This is a genomic window from Finegoldia magna ATCC 53516 (assembly GCF_000159695.1).
Classification (GTDB): Bacteria; Bacillota; Clostridia; order Tissierellales; family Peptoniphilaceae; genus Finegoldia; species Finegoldia magna_F.
The window spans coordinates 845,316-861,935 of sequence record NZ_CM000955.1; the positions used below are offsets into that span (position 1 = coordinate 845,316).

Consider the following 16,620-nt stretch of genomic DNA (forward strand, 5'->3'; position numbering starts at 1 on the left):
CTCCTAATTATTAGTTAAATATTTTTCTATATAGTCTTCGTAATTCATTGATACGTCACGATAAGTTCCGTCATCAAATATTTCAATAATTCTATTTGCCACAGAAGATACAAATTGATGATCGAGTGATGTGAACAAAATATTTGATTTGAATGCGATTAGCCCGTTGTTTACAGCTTCGATACTTTCCAAATCCAAATGGTTTGTAGGTTGGTCAAACACTAAAACATTCGCCGGTGTTACCATCATTTTTGAAAACATCATTCTAACCTTTTCACCACCACTTAGAACGTTGGATTTCTTCAATGCTTCGTCTCCTGAAAATAGCATCTTGCCCAAGAATCCTCTGATGTGAATTTCCGATTTTTCTTCGCTGAATTGTCTCAACCAATCAATCAAATTCAAATCGCAATCTTCGAAAAATTTAGTATTATCTTTTGGAAAATACGTGTGAGTGATAGTTTGTCCCCACTTGTATTCTCCAGAATAATCGTCATCGTTTCCGTTGATTATTTCAAAGAATTTAGTGATGGCGATTTCGTTTCCGATAAATCCAATCTTATCTCCTTTATTGACTCTGAAACTCAAATTGTCGATAAGCTTGTTGCCATTTTGTTCTACAGTCAAGTTGTCTACATTTAGAATTTCGTTGCCAACTTCTCTTGAAAGTTCAAATCCAACAAATGGATAACGTCTACTAGATGGTTTAATGTCATCCAATGTGATTTTGTCGAGAAGTTTCTTCCTACTTGTAGCTTGTTTGGACTTTGATTTGTTGGCAGAAAATCTCTGGATAAATTCTTGAAGTTCTTTGATTTTGTCTTCTTTTTTCTTGTTTTGTTCTTTTTGCATTCTAAGTGCAAGTTGGCTTGATTCGTACCAGAAATCGTAGTTTCCAACAAACATATTAATCTTTCCGTAGTCGACATCCACCATGTGAGTGCACACTTCGTTTAAGAAATATCTGTCGTGAGATACTATGATTACAATTCCTGGAAAACCCATCAAGAAATCTTGTAGCCACAATATTGCCTTCAAGTCCAAACCATTTGTAGGTTCGTCTAGTAACAATATTCCTGGATTTCCGAACAAAGCTTGTGCCAATAACACCTTTACCTTGTCGGATTCTTTCAAATCTTTCATAAGCATAAAATGTTGTTCTGTCGTAATTCCCAAACCTTGCAACAAAGATGAGCTTTCTGCTTCTGCTTCATATCCTCCAAGTTCTTGGAATTCCGCTTCCAATTCTGCTGCTCTCATTCCGTCTTCATCGCTGAAATCAGGCTTCATGTATATCGCATCTTTTTCTTTTTGGATATCGTAAAGCTTTTTGTTTCCCATCAAAACTGTATCCATTACGCTATTTTCTTCAAAAGCGTAGTGATCTTGGTTAAGTTTTGATAATCTTGTGTTCTTATCTATAGTGACATTGCCTTTTGTAGGCTCTTTTTCTCCGGATAAAATTTTGAGGAATGTAGACTTACCAGCACCATTTGCACCAATAACTCCGTAACAGTTACCTGGATTAAAAATTAGGTTAACATCCTCAAATAATTTTTTATCGGGGAATATGACACTTAAATTGTTAACTGTTAACATCTAAATCCCTCCAATACTCACATATTATACCATAAAAGTAATATCAAGTCTTGATATCACAATATTATGAAAATTTTTTTAATTGACTAATTGTCAAATCAAATGCAACACCTATGGTAAGAAACCAAAAAGTTCTTCTTTAGGTGTTTTATATTGTATACATTTTCTAGGTCTATTATTCATTAAACTTAAGTTATAATTTAAATCATTAATATTTACTTCCGATAAATCCATACCCTTAGGATAAAACTCCCTTAAAAGTCCATTACTATTTTCATTTGTACCCTTTTGCCATGCACAGTAGGGGTCACAAAAATAAGTTTTACATCCTAACTCTTTTTCTATTTTCTCAAATTCTGAAAATTCTTTACCTCTATCAAAAGTTATTGTTTTCACTAATTCTTTGGGAAAATCTTTTAGTGCATTGATTATTGCAGGTGTTACATTTTCTGATTTTCTATTTTCAACTAGAATTGCTATATAGTATCTAGATTTTCTTTCTGCTAAAGTTACGAAACAGTATCCACTTTTTCTTTTATGATCGAACCTGCCTGATTCTACTGTATCTGCTTCCCAGTGACCTAGCTCTTGCCTTTTGTATATTTCTTTAGGTCTTTTCTTAATAGTTCTGCCTTTATCGTTAAATTTTCCTCTTTTTTCTGCTGGTCTTTTAAATCTTCCTTTTCTTCTCAAATTTTCCATACTGGTTTTTGGCAGTTTTTTTGCGTGTATAAGCCTATATATAGTTGATGTAGATGGTATATGATTAATAGAATTTGTATTTCTATTTGATATTTGTTCAGGTGACCAATGTTCATTAATTTTTATAGTTAAATACTCAATAACATCTTTAGAAAACTTGGTTTTCCTATGACAATCTTTCCTTCTATGACGATATTTGTCATTTGCCTTTATTGGGAAGTATTTAGTGTAACTTCCTCTACTGGATTTTATTTTAGAAGAATTTCTTTTAATTTCTCGAGATATTGTACCAGGTGACCTTTTAAGTGCTTGTGCAATTTTTCTTATACTCATTCCTAAATTTAAAAATTGATAGATACAAGATCTCTCTTCTATGGTAAGATGGTTATAGCTCATAGTTAATCGCTCCTTTTAATATGTTTTGTTTGGTCACTTACATATTAACACAGCTGATTAGCTATGAGTTATTTTATGTTGCACTTGTTATGATAAATTATCAATTCAAAAACAACCATTTAATTTCGAAAAATAAATGGTTGTTGATTTTATAAATTTATATGTTGGACAATCCTTTTGGCAAAAGTATTTTGACTTAGGTTTTTAAATTTTCTGAACCGAAATTCAAAAGTATATTCTTATTTAGAAATTTTCATTTTTCCAAAAATTAGTCCAAATTAATTGCAACTTTCGTTTCTGTTTGTTTGCAAACTCCGCATTGTTTTGCTTTTGGATCTATTTTTTGTAATATTTCAAGAGATTTATCCACATCTTTTGCGTCTACTACAACTACCATTCCAATTCCCATGTTAAATGTGGAGAACATTTCTTTTGTTTCTACATTTCCCCATTCTTGAATAGCTTTGAATACAGGATCAATTTCTGATTCTTTTAGGTCGAATTCTATTCCGATATTTTCAGGTAACATTCTTGGTACGTTTTCGTACAATCCACCACCTGTTATGTGGGCAATACCTTTAATTTCAACTTCTTTTAATAAAGCTGAGATTTCTTTTTCGTAAATTCTCGTAGGAACCAAAAGTCTTTCTCCAACTGTAGTATCTTCAAATTTGTCGGATAATTTTACATTAGCCATATCCAACGCTGCTCTTACAAGTGAAAATCCATTGCTGTGAACTCCGCTTGAAGATAGAGAAATTGCAACGTCTCCTTCTTTAATTCCACTTCCATCTATTATTTTGTCGCGATCGACAATACCAACTGCAAATCCTGCCAAATCATAATCATTTTCTTTGTATAATCCTGGCATTTCTGCAGTTTCTCCACCGATTAATGCACATTCAGATTGTGTACAACCTTCTGCTACACCACGAACCAAATCTGCCATTTTTTCTGGTTTCAAACTTCCTGTCGCGATATAATCCAAGAAAAACAATGGCTTTGCTCCTTGGCACAAAACATCATTAACGCACATTGCAACCAAATCAATACCAACTGTATCGTGTTTGTCTAGTTCCATTGCTAATTTGATTTTTGTTCCAACTCCATCAGTTCCACTAACCAATACAGGTTCTTTCATATCGGAGATTTCTGGCTTAAATAAACCAGCAAATCCACCGATACCTGTTAGAACTTCTTTGCCATGAGTTTTCTTTACGATTTCTTTTATTATTTGAACTTCTTCGTAGCCTTTTTCTTTATCTACACCAGAATCTTTGTAAGTTAATCCCATTATATTTCTTCTAACTCCTTGTCAGAATCAATTACAGCTTGTTTCATTTCTTCTTTGTAGTCTTTTAATTTTTGAGCTAGTTTTTCATCAGACAAAGCAATCATTTGAGCTGCCAAGATAGCTGCGTTTTCTCCACCGTCGATTGCTACAGTTGCAACTGGAACTCCTTTTGGCATTTGAACGATTGAATACAAAGCATCCATTCCAGCAAGCGCAGATCCTTTTACAGGAATTCCTATAACTGGTTTTGTTGTCATTCCTGCTGTTACTCCACCCAAGTGTGCTGCTTTTCCAGCGATTGTGATGTAAACTTTGCAGTCGTCTTTTTCAACTGTTTCTTTTAAAACATCCAATGCTCTGTGTGCTGAAATTACTGATACTTCGTAAGAAAGTTCGAATTTTTTCAACATTTTAGTAACTTTTTTTGCAACTTCAATATCTGAACTGCTTCCCATTATTAATCTAATATCCATTGTTTGCTCCTATTTTTTTGTATAGTTTGGAGATTCTCTAGTAATAGTAATATCATGTGGATGATTTTCTACAAGTGTTGCTGGAGAAATCTTCACGAATTTTGATTTTTCTTTTAATTCAACTAAGTCTTTGCTTCCTACATAACCCATACCTGAACGAAGTCCACCAACTAATTGGTACACAACTTCTGCTACAGATCCTTTGTAAGCAACTCTACCTTCTACACCTTCTGGAACGTATTTCTTAGTGTTGTTTTGGAAATATCTGTCGCCACTTCCAGCTTTCATAGCACCAAGTGAACCCATTCCTCTGTATTCTTTGTATTGTCTGCCTTCTAATACAACTAATTCTCCAGGGCTTTCTTCTGTACCAGCGAACAAGCTACCTGCCATGATAACAGATGCCCCTGCTGCTAATGCTTTTGTAATATCTCCTGAATATTTAATACCACCATCGGCGATGATTGGAATACCGTGTTTATCAGCTTCTTTTGCACATTCGATTATAGCTGTCATTTGAGGAACACCGATACCTGTTACAACTCTTGTCGTACAAATAGATCCAGGTCCAATACCAACTTTAACGCAATCTGCTCCAGCTTCTATCAAATCTCTTGTAGCATCTGCTGTTGCAACGTTACCTGCGATAATTTGAAGATCTGGGAAAGATTCTTTTAATTTTCTTACTGCATTCAAAACTCCTCTTGAATGACCGTGAGCTGTATCAATAGTTACTACGTCAACTTTTGCATCTACCAAAGCTTGGCATCTTTCGATCATATCGTTAGTAATACCAACTGCTGCACCTACTAATAGTCTTCCTTGTGAGTCTCTGGCTGAATTTGGATATTGAATTGTTTTTTCAACATCTTTTGTAGTGATAAGACCTTTTAATTTGAAGTTTTCATCTACAATTGGAAGTTTTTCAATCTTGGCATTCATCATTTTTTCCAAGGCTTCATCCATTGATATGTTTTCGTGACCTGTGATTAAATTGTCCTTAGTCATAACATCTCCGATTGGAAGTTGTTCATCTTTTACGAATCTAACATCTCTGTTAGTTAGGATTCCGACCAAAGTCATATCATCATTTACTATAGGTACACCGCTAATTCTGTAGTGACTCATCAATTTCAAAGCATCAACGATTTTGTCATCTGCAGATAAGTAAAAAGGATCAGTAATTATTCCATTTTCTGAACGTTTAACTCTATCTACTTCTCTTGCTTGTTCTTCAATAGTCATGTTCTTGTGAATAATTCCGATCCCGCCTTGTCTCGCCATAGCGATAGCCATTTTTGACTCAGTTACAGTGTCCATTCCTGCTGACATCATAGGAATGTTCAATTCAATTTTTTTAGTTAATCTTGTTTTCAAGATAGTTTCATTAGGTAACACTTCTGATGGACCTGGTACTAGAAGTACGTCATCAAATGTTAATCCTTCGCCGATAAATTGCATAATACCCTCCTCATAAAATAAATAAAAACTTTGTTAAAAATTTTTAATGTTGAGAATAAATTTACCATACAAATGATCACAAGTCAAGCAAATTTATTCCTTTTATTTTCTTTACAGCTATTATATCAAAAATACAAATTTTTGAGCAAGAAAAAACGCATCAAAAAAACTTTTGACGCGTTCATTTTCTATAATAATTCTACATTTATTTGTTCTGCTACTTCGTTTATTTTATCTGCGTCCAGCTTTTCAACTTCTGACACTCTCGCATTTAAAACCCCAAGAGATAACGCCTTCAACACAGTTTCCATTACACCTTCTCCGTCATCCAAGAATTTTGCTATCCCTGCGACAGTAGCATCTCCACTTCCGACAGTTCTTTGAATTTTGTATTGAGGGACAGTAATTCTGTACAAATTATCCTTGTATTTTAAAATCGCCCCGTATTTTCCATTAGTAACCAAAACTATTTCAACATCATTCAACAATTCGTTTGCAAAAATTTGCTTCAAATAGTCACAGTCTTTGTTTATGAAATCTTCAGATGAAATATCTTCTGTTAAACCAATGATTTCCTTGAATTCGTAGAAGTTAGGCTTGATAGCAAATGGTTTGTAATTGTTCTCCAAAACTTTTTTAGTCACTTGTCCATTTGTATCCAAAATAATCTTGCTGTTATCTTGCAAAATATCCATAGTTTCTTCGACGAAATTATCAGACAAACCATTCATCAAACTTCCGCTTATTACTGATATATTGTAATTTTTCCCAATTTCTTTTATAAGAGACATAAAAGTTCGTTCAAATCTCGAATCAATTTTGTTTGTTTTTTCAAAAATTTCAAATTGCTTGTCGCCGTGAATTACTCTGATGCAGTTTCTAGTGTCGACATTTGTGAAAATAAAATCGTGCTTAATATTCACATCGTCCAACTTGTCGATTACATAATCTCCGTTACTTCCACCGATAAAGCCTGTAACCATGAAATCTGCCCTCAACAAATCCAAAACTTTGGACACATTTATCCCTTTGCCTCCTGGCGTTTTGTACGCATCATCAACTACATTTACTCCATTAGTATCTAGCTCATCCATCTCGTAAATCACATCGATAGCAGGATTCGCAGTTATACAAAGTATCATTTTATTCCCCTCTTCAAATTAATTAAAATTTAGCTTTTATTAAATATACCCAATAATTTAGTTTTTTAAATTATTTAGATAATTTTGATGTAAGTATAACCTCAGCGGCCTTCAATCCGTCGATAGCGCTTGACACGATTCCCCCAGAATATCCACTACCTTCGCCTATAACATACAAATTATCAACATTTTCGCTTCTTAACAAATCGTCACGATCCATTCTCACTGCGCACGATGTTCTCGTTTCAACGCCTGTAAGTATCGCATCATCCATTGAAAAACCGTGGAGTTTTTTGTCCATCATTTTTATCGCAGTTTTGATGTAATTTGTAACGTGTTCTGGGTAAATATCGTTCAAATTGCTCAAAACATATCCCGGTTTCACAGTTGGTTTAACTTCTCCGATTTTTTCAGATTTTTTATCGTCCATAAAATCTTTGACCAATTGAACTGGTGCATTATAATTGGATCCTCCCAATTCAAAAGCTTTACGTTCGATTTCTTGTTGAAATCTAATCCCATCCAACAAATTATGACCGTAAGTATTCTCATCTATGCCGCACACAATCGCACTATTTGCGTTTTTGCCGTCTCTTTTGTGAAAACTCATACCATTGACACACAACTCATTTTCCTCACTGGAAGCATTGATTACATATCCACCTGGACACATACAAAAAGTGTACACTCCCCTCTTGTTTTCCTCAGAATAAGAAAGCTGATAAGTCGCACTTGGAAGATCTCTGTCGCATTTATATTGTGCAAAATCTATCATTTTTTGTGGGTGCTCAATCCTAAAACCAACAGCAAAAGGTTTGTTCGTCATTTTGATTTTATCGGCTAGCATCATTGCAGTATCTCTTGAACTATTGCCAAGCGCCAAAACGTAACAATCTGATTCAAACTTTTTGTTCTTTGATTTAATTCCAACGCATTTTTCATTTTCGATTTCGACATCGTCGATTAATGTATCGAATTCAAATTCGCAACCCATTTTGATAAGGTCATTTCTCATATTCACGATTACTTTTTGCAATTCATCAGTACCGATATGTGGCTTGGAGTCATACATAATTTCACTTGGAGCGCCGTAGTCCACAAATGTCTTCAAAACTTCTCTGACTCTTTTGTCTTTGGAACGTGCAGTTAATTTCCCGTCAGAAAAAGTTCCAGCTCCACCTTCTCCAAATTGCACGTTACTGTTCGTGTTAAGCTTACCAGTATCCAAGAAGTGTTCAATATCATCAACTCTTTTCGATACCTCACTTCCTCTTTCAATGACCTTCACCCTTGCTCCGTTTTTCGCTAACAAATACGCGCAGAACAATCCCGCAGGACCACTTCCCACAACTGTGACGCTTTTTGAATTATCGACATCTTCTAATCTAAAATCTTCCTCATGATATTTCTCACAATTTTTGATTGATTTTATCTTTTTATCGGACAAATCGACATCTACGATAACTTGATAATTGAACAAAATTCCCTTTCTAGCATCGATGGATTTTCTGTAAATTTCGTAATCGAAATTTTTCATTCCAATCATCTTCGCGATTTTTTTCTTCAATTCGTTCTCATCGTCATTTTTCAATTTTATATTTCTAATAATAATCATATTTTTCTCTCTTTCGTTTGCTACTTGTATTATATCATTATTTAAATAGAAATATTGATTGCTCTTACATTAGGTATTTTAAAATCCTAATGCTAAGAATATCATACGGAAAAAATTGACTTGATTTCAAATCGAAAAAATCCGGCTAAAATCGCACTGTTTGAGCGACGGCGAGTTTGCGATTTTAGGATTTTGAGATTTAGAAATCTACAATTTTTGGAGTCTAGATATTCGTGCATTAGATTTTTAAAATTAAATTAAAAAAGCCGCCTACCGAATGACCTGAACCCGTAAACACGGAATAATTTAATAATATTTTAAGCGGAATGTAATCTGTACATGACAGGGGACATTCCGTTTAATTTTGTTTTAATTCTATCCTCATTGTACCATTTAATATATCTTTCGATCTCATTAACTAATTCATCATAACTTTTAAATTCCACACCATAATACATTTCTTGTTTCAATATTCCAAAGAAGTTCTCCATTGGAGAATTGTCTAGACAATTTCCTTTTCTTGACATGCTTTGTGTAATTTTCAATTTTTCTAACTTATTTGTCCAAGTACTATGTTGATAATGAAATCCTTGGTCTGAGTGTATTATTAGTTTACTTATATCTTTTGTTTTATTTATTGCTTTTTCTAACATTGTATTGGTTAATTTAGTTGTTGGATGATTGCTTAATGTATAGCTAATTATTTCGCTGTTGTATAGGTCTAGTATTGGTGATAGATAGAGTTTTTCTTCTTTGCCTCTCAATCTAAATTCTGTTACATCTGTTAACCATAATTGATTTGGTTTAGTAGCGCTAAATTGTCTTCTTACTACATTATCTGCTACTTTTCCTATTTGTCCTTTGTATGATGAATATTTTCTTGATCTAGTTTTGAATTTAGTACATAGCAAGGATTCTTCTCTCATTATTTTTAATACTCTTTTATGGTTGATATTAAAGCCTTTATTTTTTAATACCATAGTTACTCTTCTGTAGCCATATCTACCTTTTGATTCATCTACTATGGTTTTAATTTCATTTTTAACTTCTTTGTCTTTGTCTGTTGGATTTTCTAATTTTATCTTCCATTCATAGTAGGATGATTTAGGTAACTTAGCTATTTCTATCCATTCACTTACCTTGCTTTTTGGATATTCTTTTTGTAGTTTGAGGATTATCTTTGTCTTTTCCTTGCTTCTGCTTCCTCTTCCAGTAGCAAGGCTTGTAGCTTTTTTTCGTATATTATCTTCATTTTGAGAAGTCTATTTTCTTCTCTTAGTCTTATTAATTCTTCCCTTTCACTTTCGTTTATTGGAGTGTTTAGTTTAGACTTTTTATTTGATTTAGTCATATTTTTTCTAGGCCTTCCTCTGTTATCTTCAAGCCCAGATAGACCACGTTCTTGATAAGCTTTTTCCCATCTGTATACCATAGATACATTTACAAGATTGAAATGCTCTGCAGTCTCTCTAAGCGAAGTATTATTGATTTGCCTATATTGTATTACAGATAGCTTAAATTCACTAGTGTAATTATTGTTTTTTAACTTTTTAGATAAGTTATCAAAGCCTCCTGAATTATATTTATTTATCCAATTTCTCAAAGTTCCATCTGGAATATCATATTTTTTAGCTACCATTTCTCGACCACCCGAATTACCTGATAAGTATTCCTTCACTAGTTTAATTTTAAATTCTTTTGTGTATTTTGGCATACAAAAACCCCTCCATCCGTATTCCGGATTTTGGGGTTCAGCTCACGAAGTAGACAGCTTTCATTTTATTTTTCTTCAAACATTTCCTCTAATATATCTATCGCATCGTTCACAGCTTGTGGACATTTTCTTTGCATTGTGTTTTCTTGTTCGATTTTTTCAAGATTTTCTGCTATATTATCTCCCAATATTTCTTCACAAATTATCGTGGATTGTTTTTCTTTGAATTTGGTATCGAATTCGAACATTTTTTTCACTAGTTCGACTTTCTTTTCACCTTCATTTGGCTTTGAATGGCCGTATTTGATTCCCAAAACCATGTAGGCACCAGTTACTACTCCACAAGTCATTCCCTTGTACATTCCACCTGTAAATGGTGATGCTATTTTTGTAACAAGTTCCTTGTCTACTCCCAAATCATCTGCAAAATATCTCAATACAACTTGCGCACAATCAATTCCTTCTGTAAATTGTTGCCAGATTTCTTCATTAGTTAATTTACTCATCCAATGCACCTCCACAACTTGAGCCACTTCCTGCAGTACATCCGTAGCAGTAATCTTTCCACACGATTTCTCTGGACAAATCCTTCACATCGATTAAATCTTTGATGTTTTGGTAGTCTTTCATTGGTACTTTTTCTGCTAAGTGGAAGTCGCAATCGTGAAGATTCCCCAAACTATCCACAGAAATTTGGAATCTGCACATTATATTTTCGCAAGTTTCTTCGTTGTAGTTATCTTCCAATAATTTCATGTAATCTTCGTATTCGCCTTTTTCGATTAGGAAATCTCTGAAATATCCAATAGGCATGTTAGTAATTGTAAACAAATTATTGAACACAATATCTTTCTTTTTCAATTCACGTTCATAATCAGATTGAAGATTGGATTGTTCTGGTGGCAAAAATCCTCCAAGCGGATTGTAAACCAAGTCCAATTCTTTTTCAGTTCCATATCCCATTTCGTTAAGTCTCTTCAAATTAGCGATGACTTTGTCGTAAACTCCGTCACCTCTTTGGCTGTCTACGTTATCTTGTGTATAACAAGGAAGAGATACTATGATTTTGATTTTTTCTTTGTCAAATAAATCCATTAATTCTTTGTTTTTTTCGATATCTGTGGCATTCGTTCTAATAATAAGTTCGTCCGCTCTTTTCAAACATTCCTTCATAAACCACACGATTTCTGGATGTGTTGTTGGTTCTCCCCCTGTAATATCCACAGTTTTCATCTTGTGGTTATCCAAAAACTTCAAGCAATCTTCCATAGTTTCCTTGCTCATTTCTAGATTTTCGCTGTTTTTCATAACATGGCAGTGTTTACAACGCAAATTACATTTTTCAGTAATGTTTAATTGTAGTGTTGTGATATCGCCAGTTTTCTTAAATCGTTCTGGAATTCTGTCTTCGAATCTCATTTTCTCCCCCTAAATTTTCCTTTTAATGCATTTTTGAAAAAGCTTGGATCGCATTTTTCATCTATACCAACCATTTTACTTACAAAATGGTGTACTTCATTATTCGCCACAAACTTGGATGAACAAGTTGCACAATAAGTATACATTTTTTCATTTTTGATGGAATTTTGCATTTGAGTTGCGATTTCTTTTTCGCTTTTTCCTGCAATTCCACCAGCTCCACAGCAGTTTGTGCTTATGTATTTATTGTTGAATCCTTTAATATGTCTCTTGATTTCTTCAAATATTATATGATTGTATCTGTCAGAACATGGGAAGAACACATTTACTTCCTCGTCGATATCTTGAATCATATTTCTTTCTTCAAGCCATTTAAAAATCGTGATGACTTCTACCGACAAATTTTTGTAGAATTTGTGGAAACAGTTTGGACACACGCACACAATTCTTTCGACTTCCTTGTCCTTGAGTTCCTTTTCAAATCTTTCCATGTAATTACTTTCAAATCCCGTATAATCACTTGGAAGATTGCAACAATCTATTGAATAATCAAATCCTTCTTTGTTAAATAATTCCATTAAATACTTTGTAGTATCCGGATAAAACGCTGGGAAATTACAGCCCAAATACAACAAATCTTTTGTTTTTCTGTCGGATTTGTTTTTGAAGAAATAATTTTCTTTTTGTTTTTTAACTGATTCGAACTTTGGATTTGCTTTTCTGTGAATAAGTGAAATCTTTTTTCCATCCAAATCCACTGGACACACTGCCTCACATTTCTGACACAAGAAACAAGAAAAAGCCAAGTCTTGTCTGTCTGCAAAATCTTTTAAGTTAATCTTGTATTTAGTCAAAAACGGACAACATTTTGTGCATTTACCACAGTCAATGCACTTATCTTTTACTTCTTGTAAGTAATCATTTGTACTTTTGTTTGATATCATCTACGCTTTCCCCCTTGCGATACATATATTGGCATTTTTGCATCATCCACATAGTCCTAAAAGGACCATTTTTTTGAAATCTACGCGATGAAGAATATATCCTCATTTTTGAAAGGAAGATTTTGTATCCTTTTTTCTTAACCCTAATCGAAAAATCGTAATCTTCCATTAAATCTATGTTTTTAAATCCACCCATCTCGTCGTAAAACTCTCTCGTGAAAAACATCCCCTGATCACCAAAAGCGATGTTTCTTTGTCTGACACGATTGCTTGAATTAAATGCGACAATTTGCATTATAAACTGTTTTGGAACAAACGAAATACTGAAACAACCCATTTTATAATTTTGTAAAACTGATTTGATTTCTGCTTTTGGATTTTCCTTGAAAAAAGTATCCGCGTGAAGAATCAAAATTATTTCCCCGTTTGAATTTGCAATTCCATTTATAATTTGATTACCACGACCTTTGGCACTTTTGATAGGATTATATCCTCTGGATTTTATTTTTTCAAACGTATCTTCATCGCCACTTACGCTGAAAATCACCTCGAACTCATCATCAAAAACATCCAAACGATCGATGAACCTGTCGATTTTGTCAGATTCATTATACACTGGCACTATTACTGAAATCATTCGCTTTTATAAACTCCCATATATTATCCAAAAATTCATCAGACAAATATGCTTTTATCTTTTCAAAGGTAAATCCACAATCTCTATTCTCATCCACGTATTGAGTATATGCCATTGAACACCAAGTTATTCCTCTTAGACATGTAAACAGCAAATATTTTACGAATTTTTTCCTATCAACTTTTATTTTTGATAATTTGTCGTATTCATTTAAGAAATCATCTATTGTGTCCATATCAAATATTACATCTGTTTTCCAAAAAGTCGTCGTTGGTGCCAAAAAATGCGCTAAATCTTGTTCACGCTCTCCTATAATCGGTTTTTCCCAATCTATAATATAAGATTTTTCATCAATTATAAAATTTTTATTATTGAGTTCAGTATTGATAAGACATGGATTTTCAAGTGTAGAATCAAGCCCCAAATTTTTGATGTATTTTAGCATATTCGAAATCTTTTCTTCAGTTGCATTGTTTTTCTTCTCCCATTTTTGATAATGAGAAAACATCTGTGTAAATTCGTCGAACATCATATTAAAAGGACTGCCTGCTTTTATAAAATCTTGTCCTGTCACATCTAATGAGTGGATTTGTGAAAGCAAATATGCTGCGATTTTTAAATCAGTATGATAATCCAAATCTCTTCCTATCAAATACTCTTCAGTAAGATAAGAAATCCCTGATAATTTATCCTTTTTCAAATCGTAAACTTTAGCTGTAACATTTGATTTTTCTAAAAATTTGAGGGCATTGTATTCATATTCAATTTGATTATCCAAATGCATTTGTGATCCACGCGCAATTCTTATCAAATAATCATCATCTATCAGATAATTCGAATTGTACTCGCCTTTACCAAGTAATTTCACATTTTCAGATTTGGATATGTATTTTACTAAATCAATATCTGTGTCAATATCGTGGGTTTCTTTCAGTTTATAATAAGTTAAATCATGTTCAATTAAACTATTTTCCAAATCGTTTTCTACATTTGGATTGGAGTATTTTTTGTTTTCAAACAAAACATCGTGTGATTTTTTCATTCCAATCAAACTGTATCCACCATCTTCAGTTGGGCTGAACACAACATCATTGGTGTTTAATTTGTCAAAAGCTTCATCGAAAATCTCACTATCAAAATCAATGATGTCTGATCCTATTAAAATAACCTTAGAATATCCACATGACAAAACTTCTTTTATCGAATTATTCATCCTTTGACCGATATCATCTCCCGTTTGTCTGATACAATCATAAGGAGAATTCTTAGTATAATCCTCAAATAATTCATCTGGCGTTAGAGATAAGAAAACTCTGTAATTTTTGATAATATTTACGTTTTTTTCAATCAAATTGCCGCTGAATTTTATTCTTTCATTTTCTGATAAAAGAGTCGATAATCTAGTTTTGGAATTTTTATTTGGAATTTTGGTCATTAAAATTACTGCGTTCATTTTATCTCCTGTAAAAAAAGCGACTCACAAATGAGCCGCTTTAATTTTAAAAAACTATTTTACTAATTCGTAATCGTGTTCTTTAGTTCCATCTAAAGAGTTGAATACGTCTTTGTTTCCTCTGTCGATTAGTTTTTGCGCTAATTGACCAGATTTATTTCCAGAATAGCAATAAGTGTAAACCGGTTTATCTGTAGGAATTTCTGATAATCTTGCATCCGCTTCATCTAATGGAATGTTAATTGCATTTTTGATATGACCTGCATCATAATCTTTTTTATCTCTAACATCAACTATTACGTTATTAGTATCTTCAGAAGCTTTTACTAAATCTTCTGGTAAAATGTTAGCGAATTTAACTAATTTGTATTCAAATTTCTTAACGCCTTCTGCGTTTGTAACATCTTTGAATCCTTTGTTTACTAAAATTTCAGCAGCTTGTTGGCTCTTTTTACCGCTATTGCAAATTGTAACAACTGCTTTGTCTTTGTAAGCATCCAACTTAGAAACTTCTTGTTCGAAAGTGTCGATTGGCATATTGATAGCCCATTTAACATGACCTTGGTCATATTCTTCTTTGCTTCTAACGTCAACAACTAATATAGTTTCTTTTTTCTTCTTGTCTTGTTCGATTGCTTCAAGGTCAGCGCCTTTCATTTCTTTGATGGCTGCTTTTTCTTCAGTTTTTTCTTCTGTTTTTTCTGCAGGTTGTTCTGTTTTCTTTTCATTTTCAGCTGGTTTATCTGAATTATTTGAACAACCAGTAAAAGCTATAGCTGATACTAAAGCTAATGTTAATAAAAGTTTTTTCACTATAAATTCCTCCTAAAAATCTTTTCGATATAATTGTATCATAAGAGAAATGTAAAACCCAAGCTTTATTTATTGAAATTTTCTATAAATGATTTTTTTTATCTTTTATTCCACAGCTTATCGCATAAACAGGACATGCATTCTTACACCTTGCGCACCTAATGCACTCCTTATGATTGCAATTTTTCGTAGGGTCGATGTTCATCTGACACACTTTCTTGCATCTTCCACAACTAATACATTTGTCCTTATCCAATCTGTATTTAAAAATAGAAATCGGGTTGAAGAATGAATAAATCGCACCCAAAGGACAAATATATTTACAGAATGGTCTGTAAATAATTATAGAAAGTAAAATCGTCAATATTAAAATCGTGCCTTTCCAGTAATACAAAAATCCAATCGCCCCTCTCATACTTTTGTTGAGTAGTACAAGCGGAATTCCACCTTCAAGCATTCCTATCGGACAAATCAATTTGCAAAAATACGGAGATCCTTGCCCCAAAATATCCACCACAAACATCGGCAAAATTATTACAAAAATTAGCAAAATAAAATATTTTAATTTTCTCAAATGTTTATCGTATTTAAAAGTTTTTATCTTTTTGAAAAAAGGGATTTTGTATAACAAATCTTGAATCAATCCAAACGGGCACAACCATCCACACACAAATCTTCCCATCAAAGCTCCAATGAAAAATAAAAATCCTACTATGTAATAGCTAAACTTAAAATTAGAGTTTCCAATTACAGCTTGTAATGAACCAATCGGGCAAGAGCCTTTGGCTCCGGGGCAAGAATAACAATTCATCCCCGGAACGCAAATTTTCTTGAGGTTTCCACCGTAAATCTTTCCGGTTTTAAAACCTTCTACATAAGAATTTGTAATCAAAAACCACAGCGATTGGAAAGCGTGTCTGAAATTATCCATTATTTTATATCTGTTTTTCTTCGTTCC

The 16,620-nt window shown here is 33.2% G+C and carries 16 protein-coding genes; all 16 read right to left on the reverse strand.

All coding sequences use genetic code 11. From position 1 onward, the window contains the following. Positions 1-3 precede the first annotated feature (3 nt). The gene (locus HMPREF0391_RS03925) at positions 4-1,599 is read right to left on the reverse strand and encodes an ABC-F family ATP-binding cassette domain-containing protein (RefSeq protein WP_002835593.1); all 1,596 of its coding nucleotides are present in this window, start codon (positions 1,597-1,599) and stop codon (positions 4-6) included. Between the two features lie 111 nt (positions 1,600-1,710). Further along, entirely contained in the window at positions 1,711-2,697 is a 987-nt protein-coding gene (locus HMPREF0391_RS03930) for an IS30 family transposase (protein ID WP_002834841.1), read from the reverse strand. Positions 2,698-2,965: 268 nt separating this feature from the next. After that, on the reverse strand, positions 2,966-3,991 hold the full coding sequence (gene purM / locus HMPREF0391_RS03935; RefSeq protein ID WP_002835594.1) for a phosphoribosylformylglycinamidine cyclo-ligase: 1,026 nt from the start codon (positions 3,989-3,991) through the stop codon (positions 2,966-2,968). Then, a complete protein-coding gene (purE, locus tag HMPREF0391_RS03940; RefSeq protein WP_002835595.1) occupies positions 3,991-4,464 on the reverse strand; it encodes a 5-(carboxyamino)imidazole ribonucleotide mutase in 474 nt (157 codons plus the stop codon). The genes purM and purE overlap by 1 nt, the downstream gene beginning before the upstream one ends. A 9-nt stretch (positions 4,465-4,473) precedes the next feature. Continuing rightward, a complete protein-coding gene (guaB, locus tag HMPREF0391_RS03945) occupies positions 4,474-5,925 on the reverse strand; it encodes an IMP dehydrogenase (RefSeq protein ID WP_002835596.1) in 1,452 nt (483 codons plus the stop codon). A gap of 188 nt (positions 5,926-6,113) precedes the next feature. After that, a complete protein-coding gene (locus HMPREF0391_RS03950) occupies positions 6,114-7,067 on the reverse strand; it encodes a 1-phosphofructokinase family hexose kinase (RefSeq protein ID WP_002835597.1) in 954 nt (317 codons plus the stop codon). 70 nt (positions 7,068-7,137) lie between these two features. Beyond that, positions 7,138-8,682, reverse strand: coding sequence for an NAD(P)/FAD-dependent oxidoreductase (locus HMPREF0391_RS03955; RefSeq protein WP_002835598.1), 1,545 nt, complete (start codon positions 8,680-8,682; stop codon positions 7,138-7,140). Between the two features lie 317 nt (positions 8,683-8,999). After that, on the reverse strand, positions 9,000-9,923 hold the full coding sequence (locus HMPREF0391_RS03960; protein ID WP_155105102.1) for an IS3 family transposase: 924 nt from the start codon (positions 9,921-9,923) through the stop codon (positions 9,000-9,002). Further along, positions 9,857-10,396, reverse strand: a complete 540-nt coding sequence (locus tag HMPREF0391_RS03965; RefSeq protein ID WP_002835581.1) for a helix-turn-helix domain-containing protein — start codon at positions 10,394-10,396, stop codon at positions 9,857-9,859. Before HMPREF0391_RS03965 ends, HMPREF0391_RS03960 begins: the two co-directional genes overlap by 67 nt. Positions 10,397-10,461: 65 nt before the next feature. Next, on the reverse strand, positions 10,462-10,902 hold the full coding sequence (locus HMPREF0391_RS03970; RefSeq protein WP_002835600.1) for a C-GCAxxG-C-C family protein: 441 nt from the start codon (positions 10,900-10,902) through the stop codon (positions 10,462-10,464). Then, on the reverse strand, positions 10,895-11,815 hold the full coding sequence (gene arsS, locus HMPREF0391_RS03975) for an arsenosugar biosynthesis radical SAM (seleno)protein ArsS (protein WP_002835602.1): 921 nt from the start codon (positions 11,813-11,815) through the stop codon (positions 10,895-10,897). The genes HMPREF0391_RS03970 and arsS overlap by 8 nt, the downstream gene beginning before the upstream one ends. Beyond that, entirely contained in the window at positions 11,812-12,759 is a 948-nt protein-coding gene (locus HMPREF0391_RS03980) for a (Fe-S)-binding protein (RefSeq protein WP_002835603.1), read from the reverse strand. Before HMPREF0391_RS03980 ends, arsS begins: the two co-directional genes overlap by 4 nt. Next, complete coding sequence (locus HMPREF0391_RS03985; protein WP_002835604.1) at positions 12,734-13,396, reverse strand: TIGR04283 family arsenosugar biosynthesis glycosyltransferase; 663 nt, start codon at positions 13,394-13,396, stop codon at positions 12,734-12,736. The genes HMPREF0391_RS03980 and HMPREF0391_RS03985 overlap by 26 nt, the downstream gene beginning before the upstream one ends. After that, complete coding sequence (locus tag HMPREF0391_RS03990; RefSeq protein ID WP_002835605.1) at positions 13,368-14,849, reverse strand: TIGR04282 family arsenosugar biosynthesis glycosyltransferase; 1,482 nt, start codon at positions 14,847-14,849, stop codon at positions 13,368-13,370. Before HMPREF0391_RS03990 ends, HMPREF0391_RS03985 begins: the two co-directional genes overlap by 29 nt. A 54-nt stretch (positions 14,850-14,903) precedes the next feature. Beyond that, complete coding sequence (locus HMPREF0391_RS03995; RefSeq protein WP_002835606.1) at positions 14,904-15,662, reverse strand: rhodanese-like domain-containing protein; 759 nt, start codon at positions 15,660-15,662, stop codon at positions 14,904-14,906. An 82-nt stretch (positions 15,663-15,744) separates the two neighbouring features. Further along, a complete protein-coding gene (locus HMPREF0391_RS04000; RefSeq protein WP_373276984.1) occupies positions 15,745-16,593 on the reverse strand; it encodes a 4Fe-4S binding protein in 849 nt (282 codons plus the stop codon). Between the last annotated feature and the right edge of the window lie 27 nt (positions 16,594-16,620).

Coding starts and splice junctions, on each gene's coding strand:
- HMPREF0391_RS03925 (WP_002835593.1), bottom strand. CDS start 1,599: ATGTTAACAGTTAACAATTTAAGTGTCATATTCCCCGATAAAAAATTA.
- HMPREF0391_RS03930 (WP_002834841.1), bottom strand. CDS start 2,697: ATGAGCTATAACCATCTTACCATAGAAGAGAGATCTTGTATCTATCAA.
- purM (WP_002835594.1), bottom strand. CDS start 3,991: ATGGGATTAACTTACAAAGATTCTGGTGTAGATAAAGAAAAAGGCTAC.
- purE (WP_002835595.1), bottom strand. CDS start 4,464: ATGGATATTAGATTAATAATGGGAAGCAGTTCAGATATTGAAGTTGCA.
- guaB (WP_002835596.1), bottom strand. CDS start 5,925: ATGCAATTTATCGGCGAAGGATTAACATTTGATGACGTACTTCTAGTA.
- HMPREF0391_RS03950 (WP_002835597.1), bottom strand. CDS start 7,067: ATGATACTTTGTATAACTGCGAATCCTGCTATCGATGTGATTTACGAG.
- HMPREF0391_RS03955 (WP_002835598.1), bottom strand. CDS start 8,682: ATGATTATTATTAGAAATATAAAATTGAAAAATGACGATGAGAACGAA.
- HMPREF0391_RS03965 (WP_002835581.1), bottom strand. CDS start 10,396: ATGCCAAAATACACAAAAGAATTTAAAATTAAACTAGTGAAGGAATAC.
- HMPREF0391_RS03970 (WP_002835600.1), bottom strand. CDS start 10,902: ATGAGTAAATTAACTAATGAAGAAATCTGGCAACAATTTACAGAAGGA.
- arsS (WP_002835602.1), bottom strand. CDS start 11,815: ATGAGATTCGAAGACAGAATTCCAGAACGATTTAAGAAAACTGGCGAT.
- HMPREF0391_RS03980 (WP_002835603.1), bottom strand. CDS start 12,759: ATGATATCAAACAAAAGTACAAATGATTACTTACAAGAAGTAAAAGAT.
- HMPREF0391_RS03985 (WP_002835604.1), bottom strand. CDS start 13,396: ATGATTTCAGTAATAGTGCCAGTGTATAATGAATCTGACAAAATCGAC.
- HMPREF0391_RS03990 (WP_002835605.1), bottom strand. CDS start 14,849: ATGAACGCAGTAATTTTAATGACCAAAATTCCAAATAAAAATTCCAAA.
- HMPREF0391_RS04000 (WP_373276984.1), bottom strand. CDS start 16,593: ATGGATAATTTCAGACACGCTTTCCAATCGCTGTGGTTTTTGATTACA.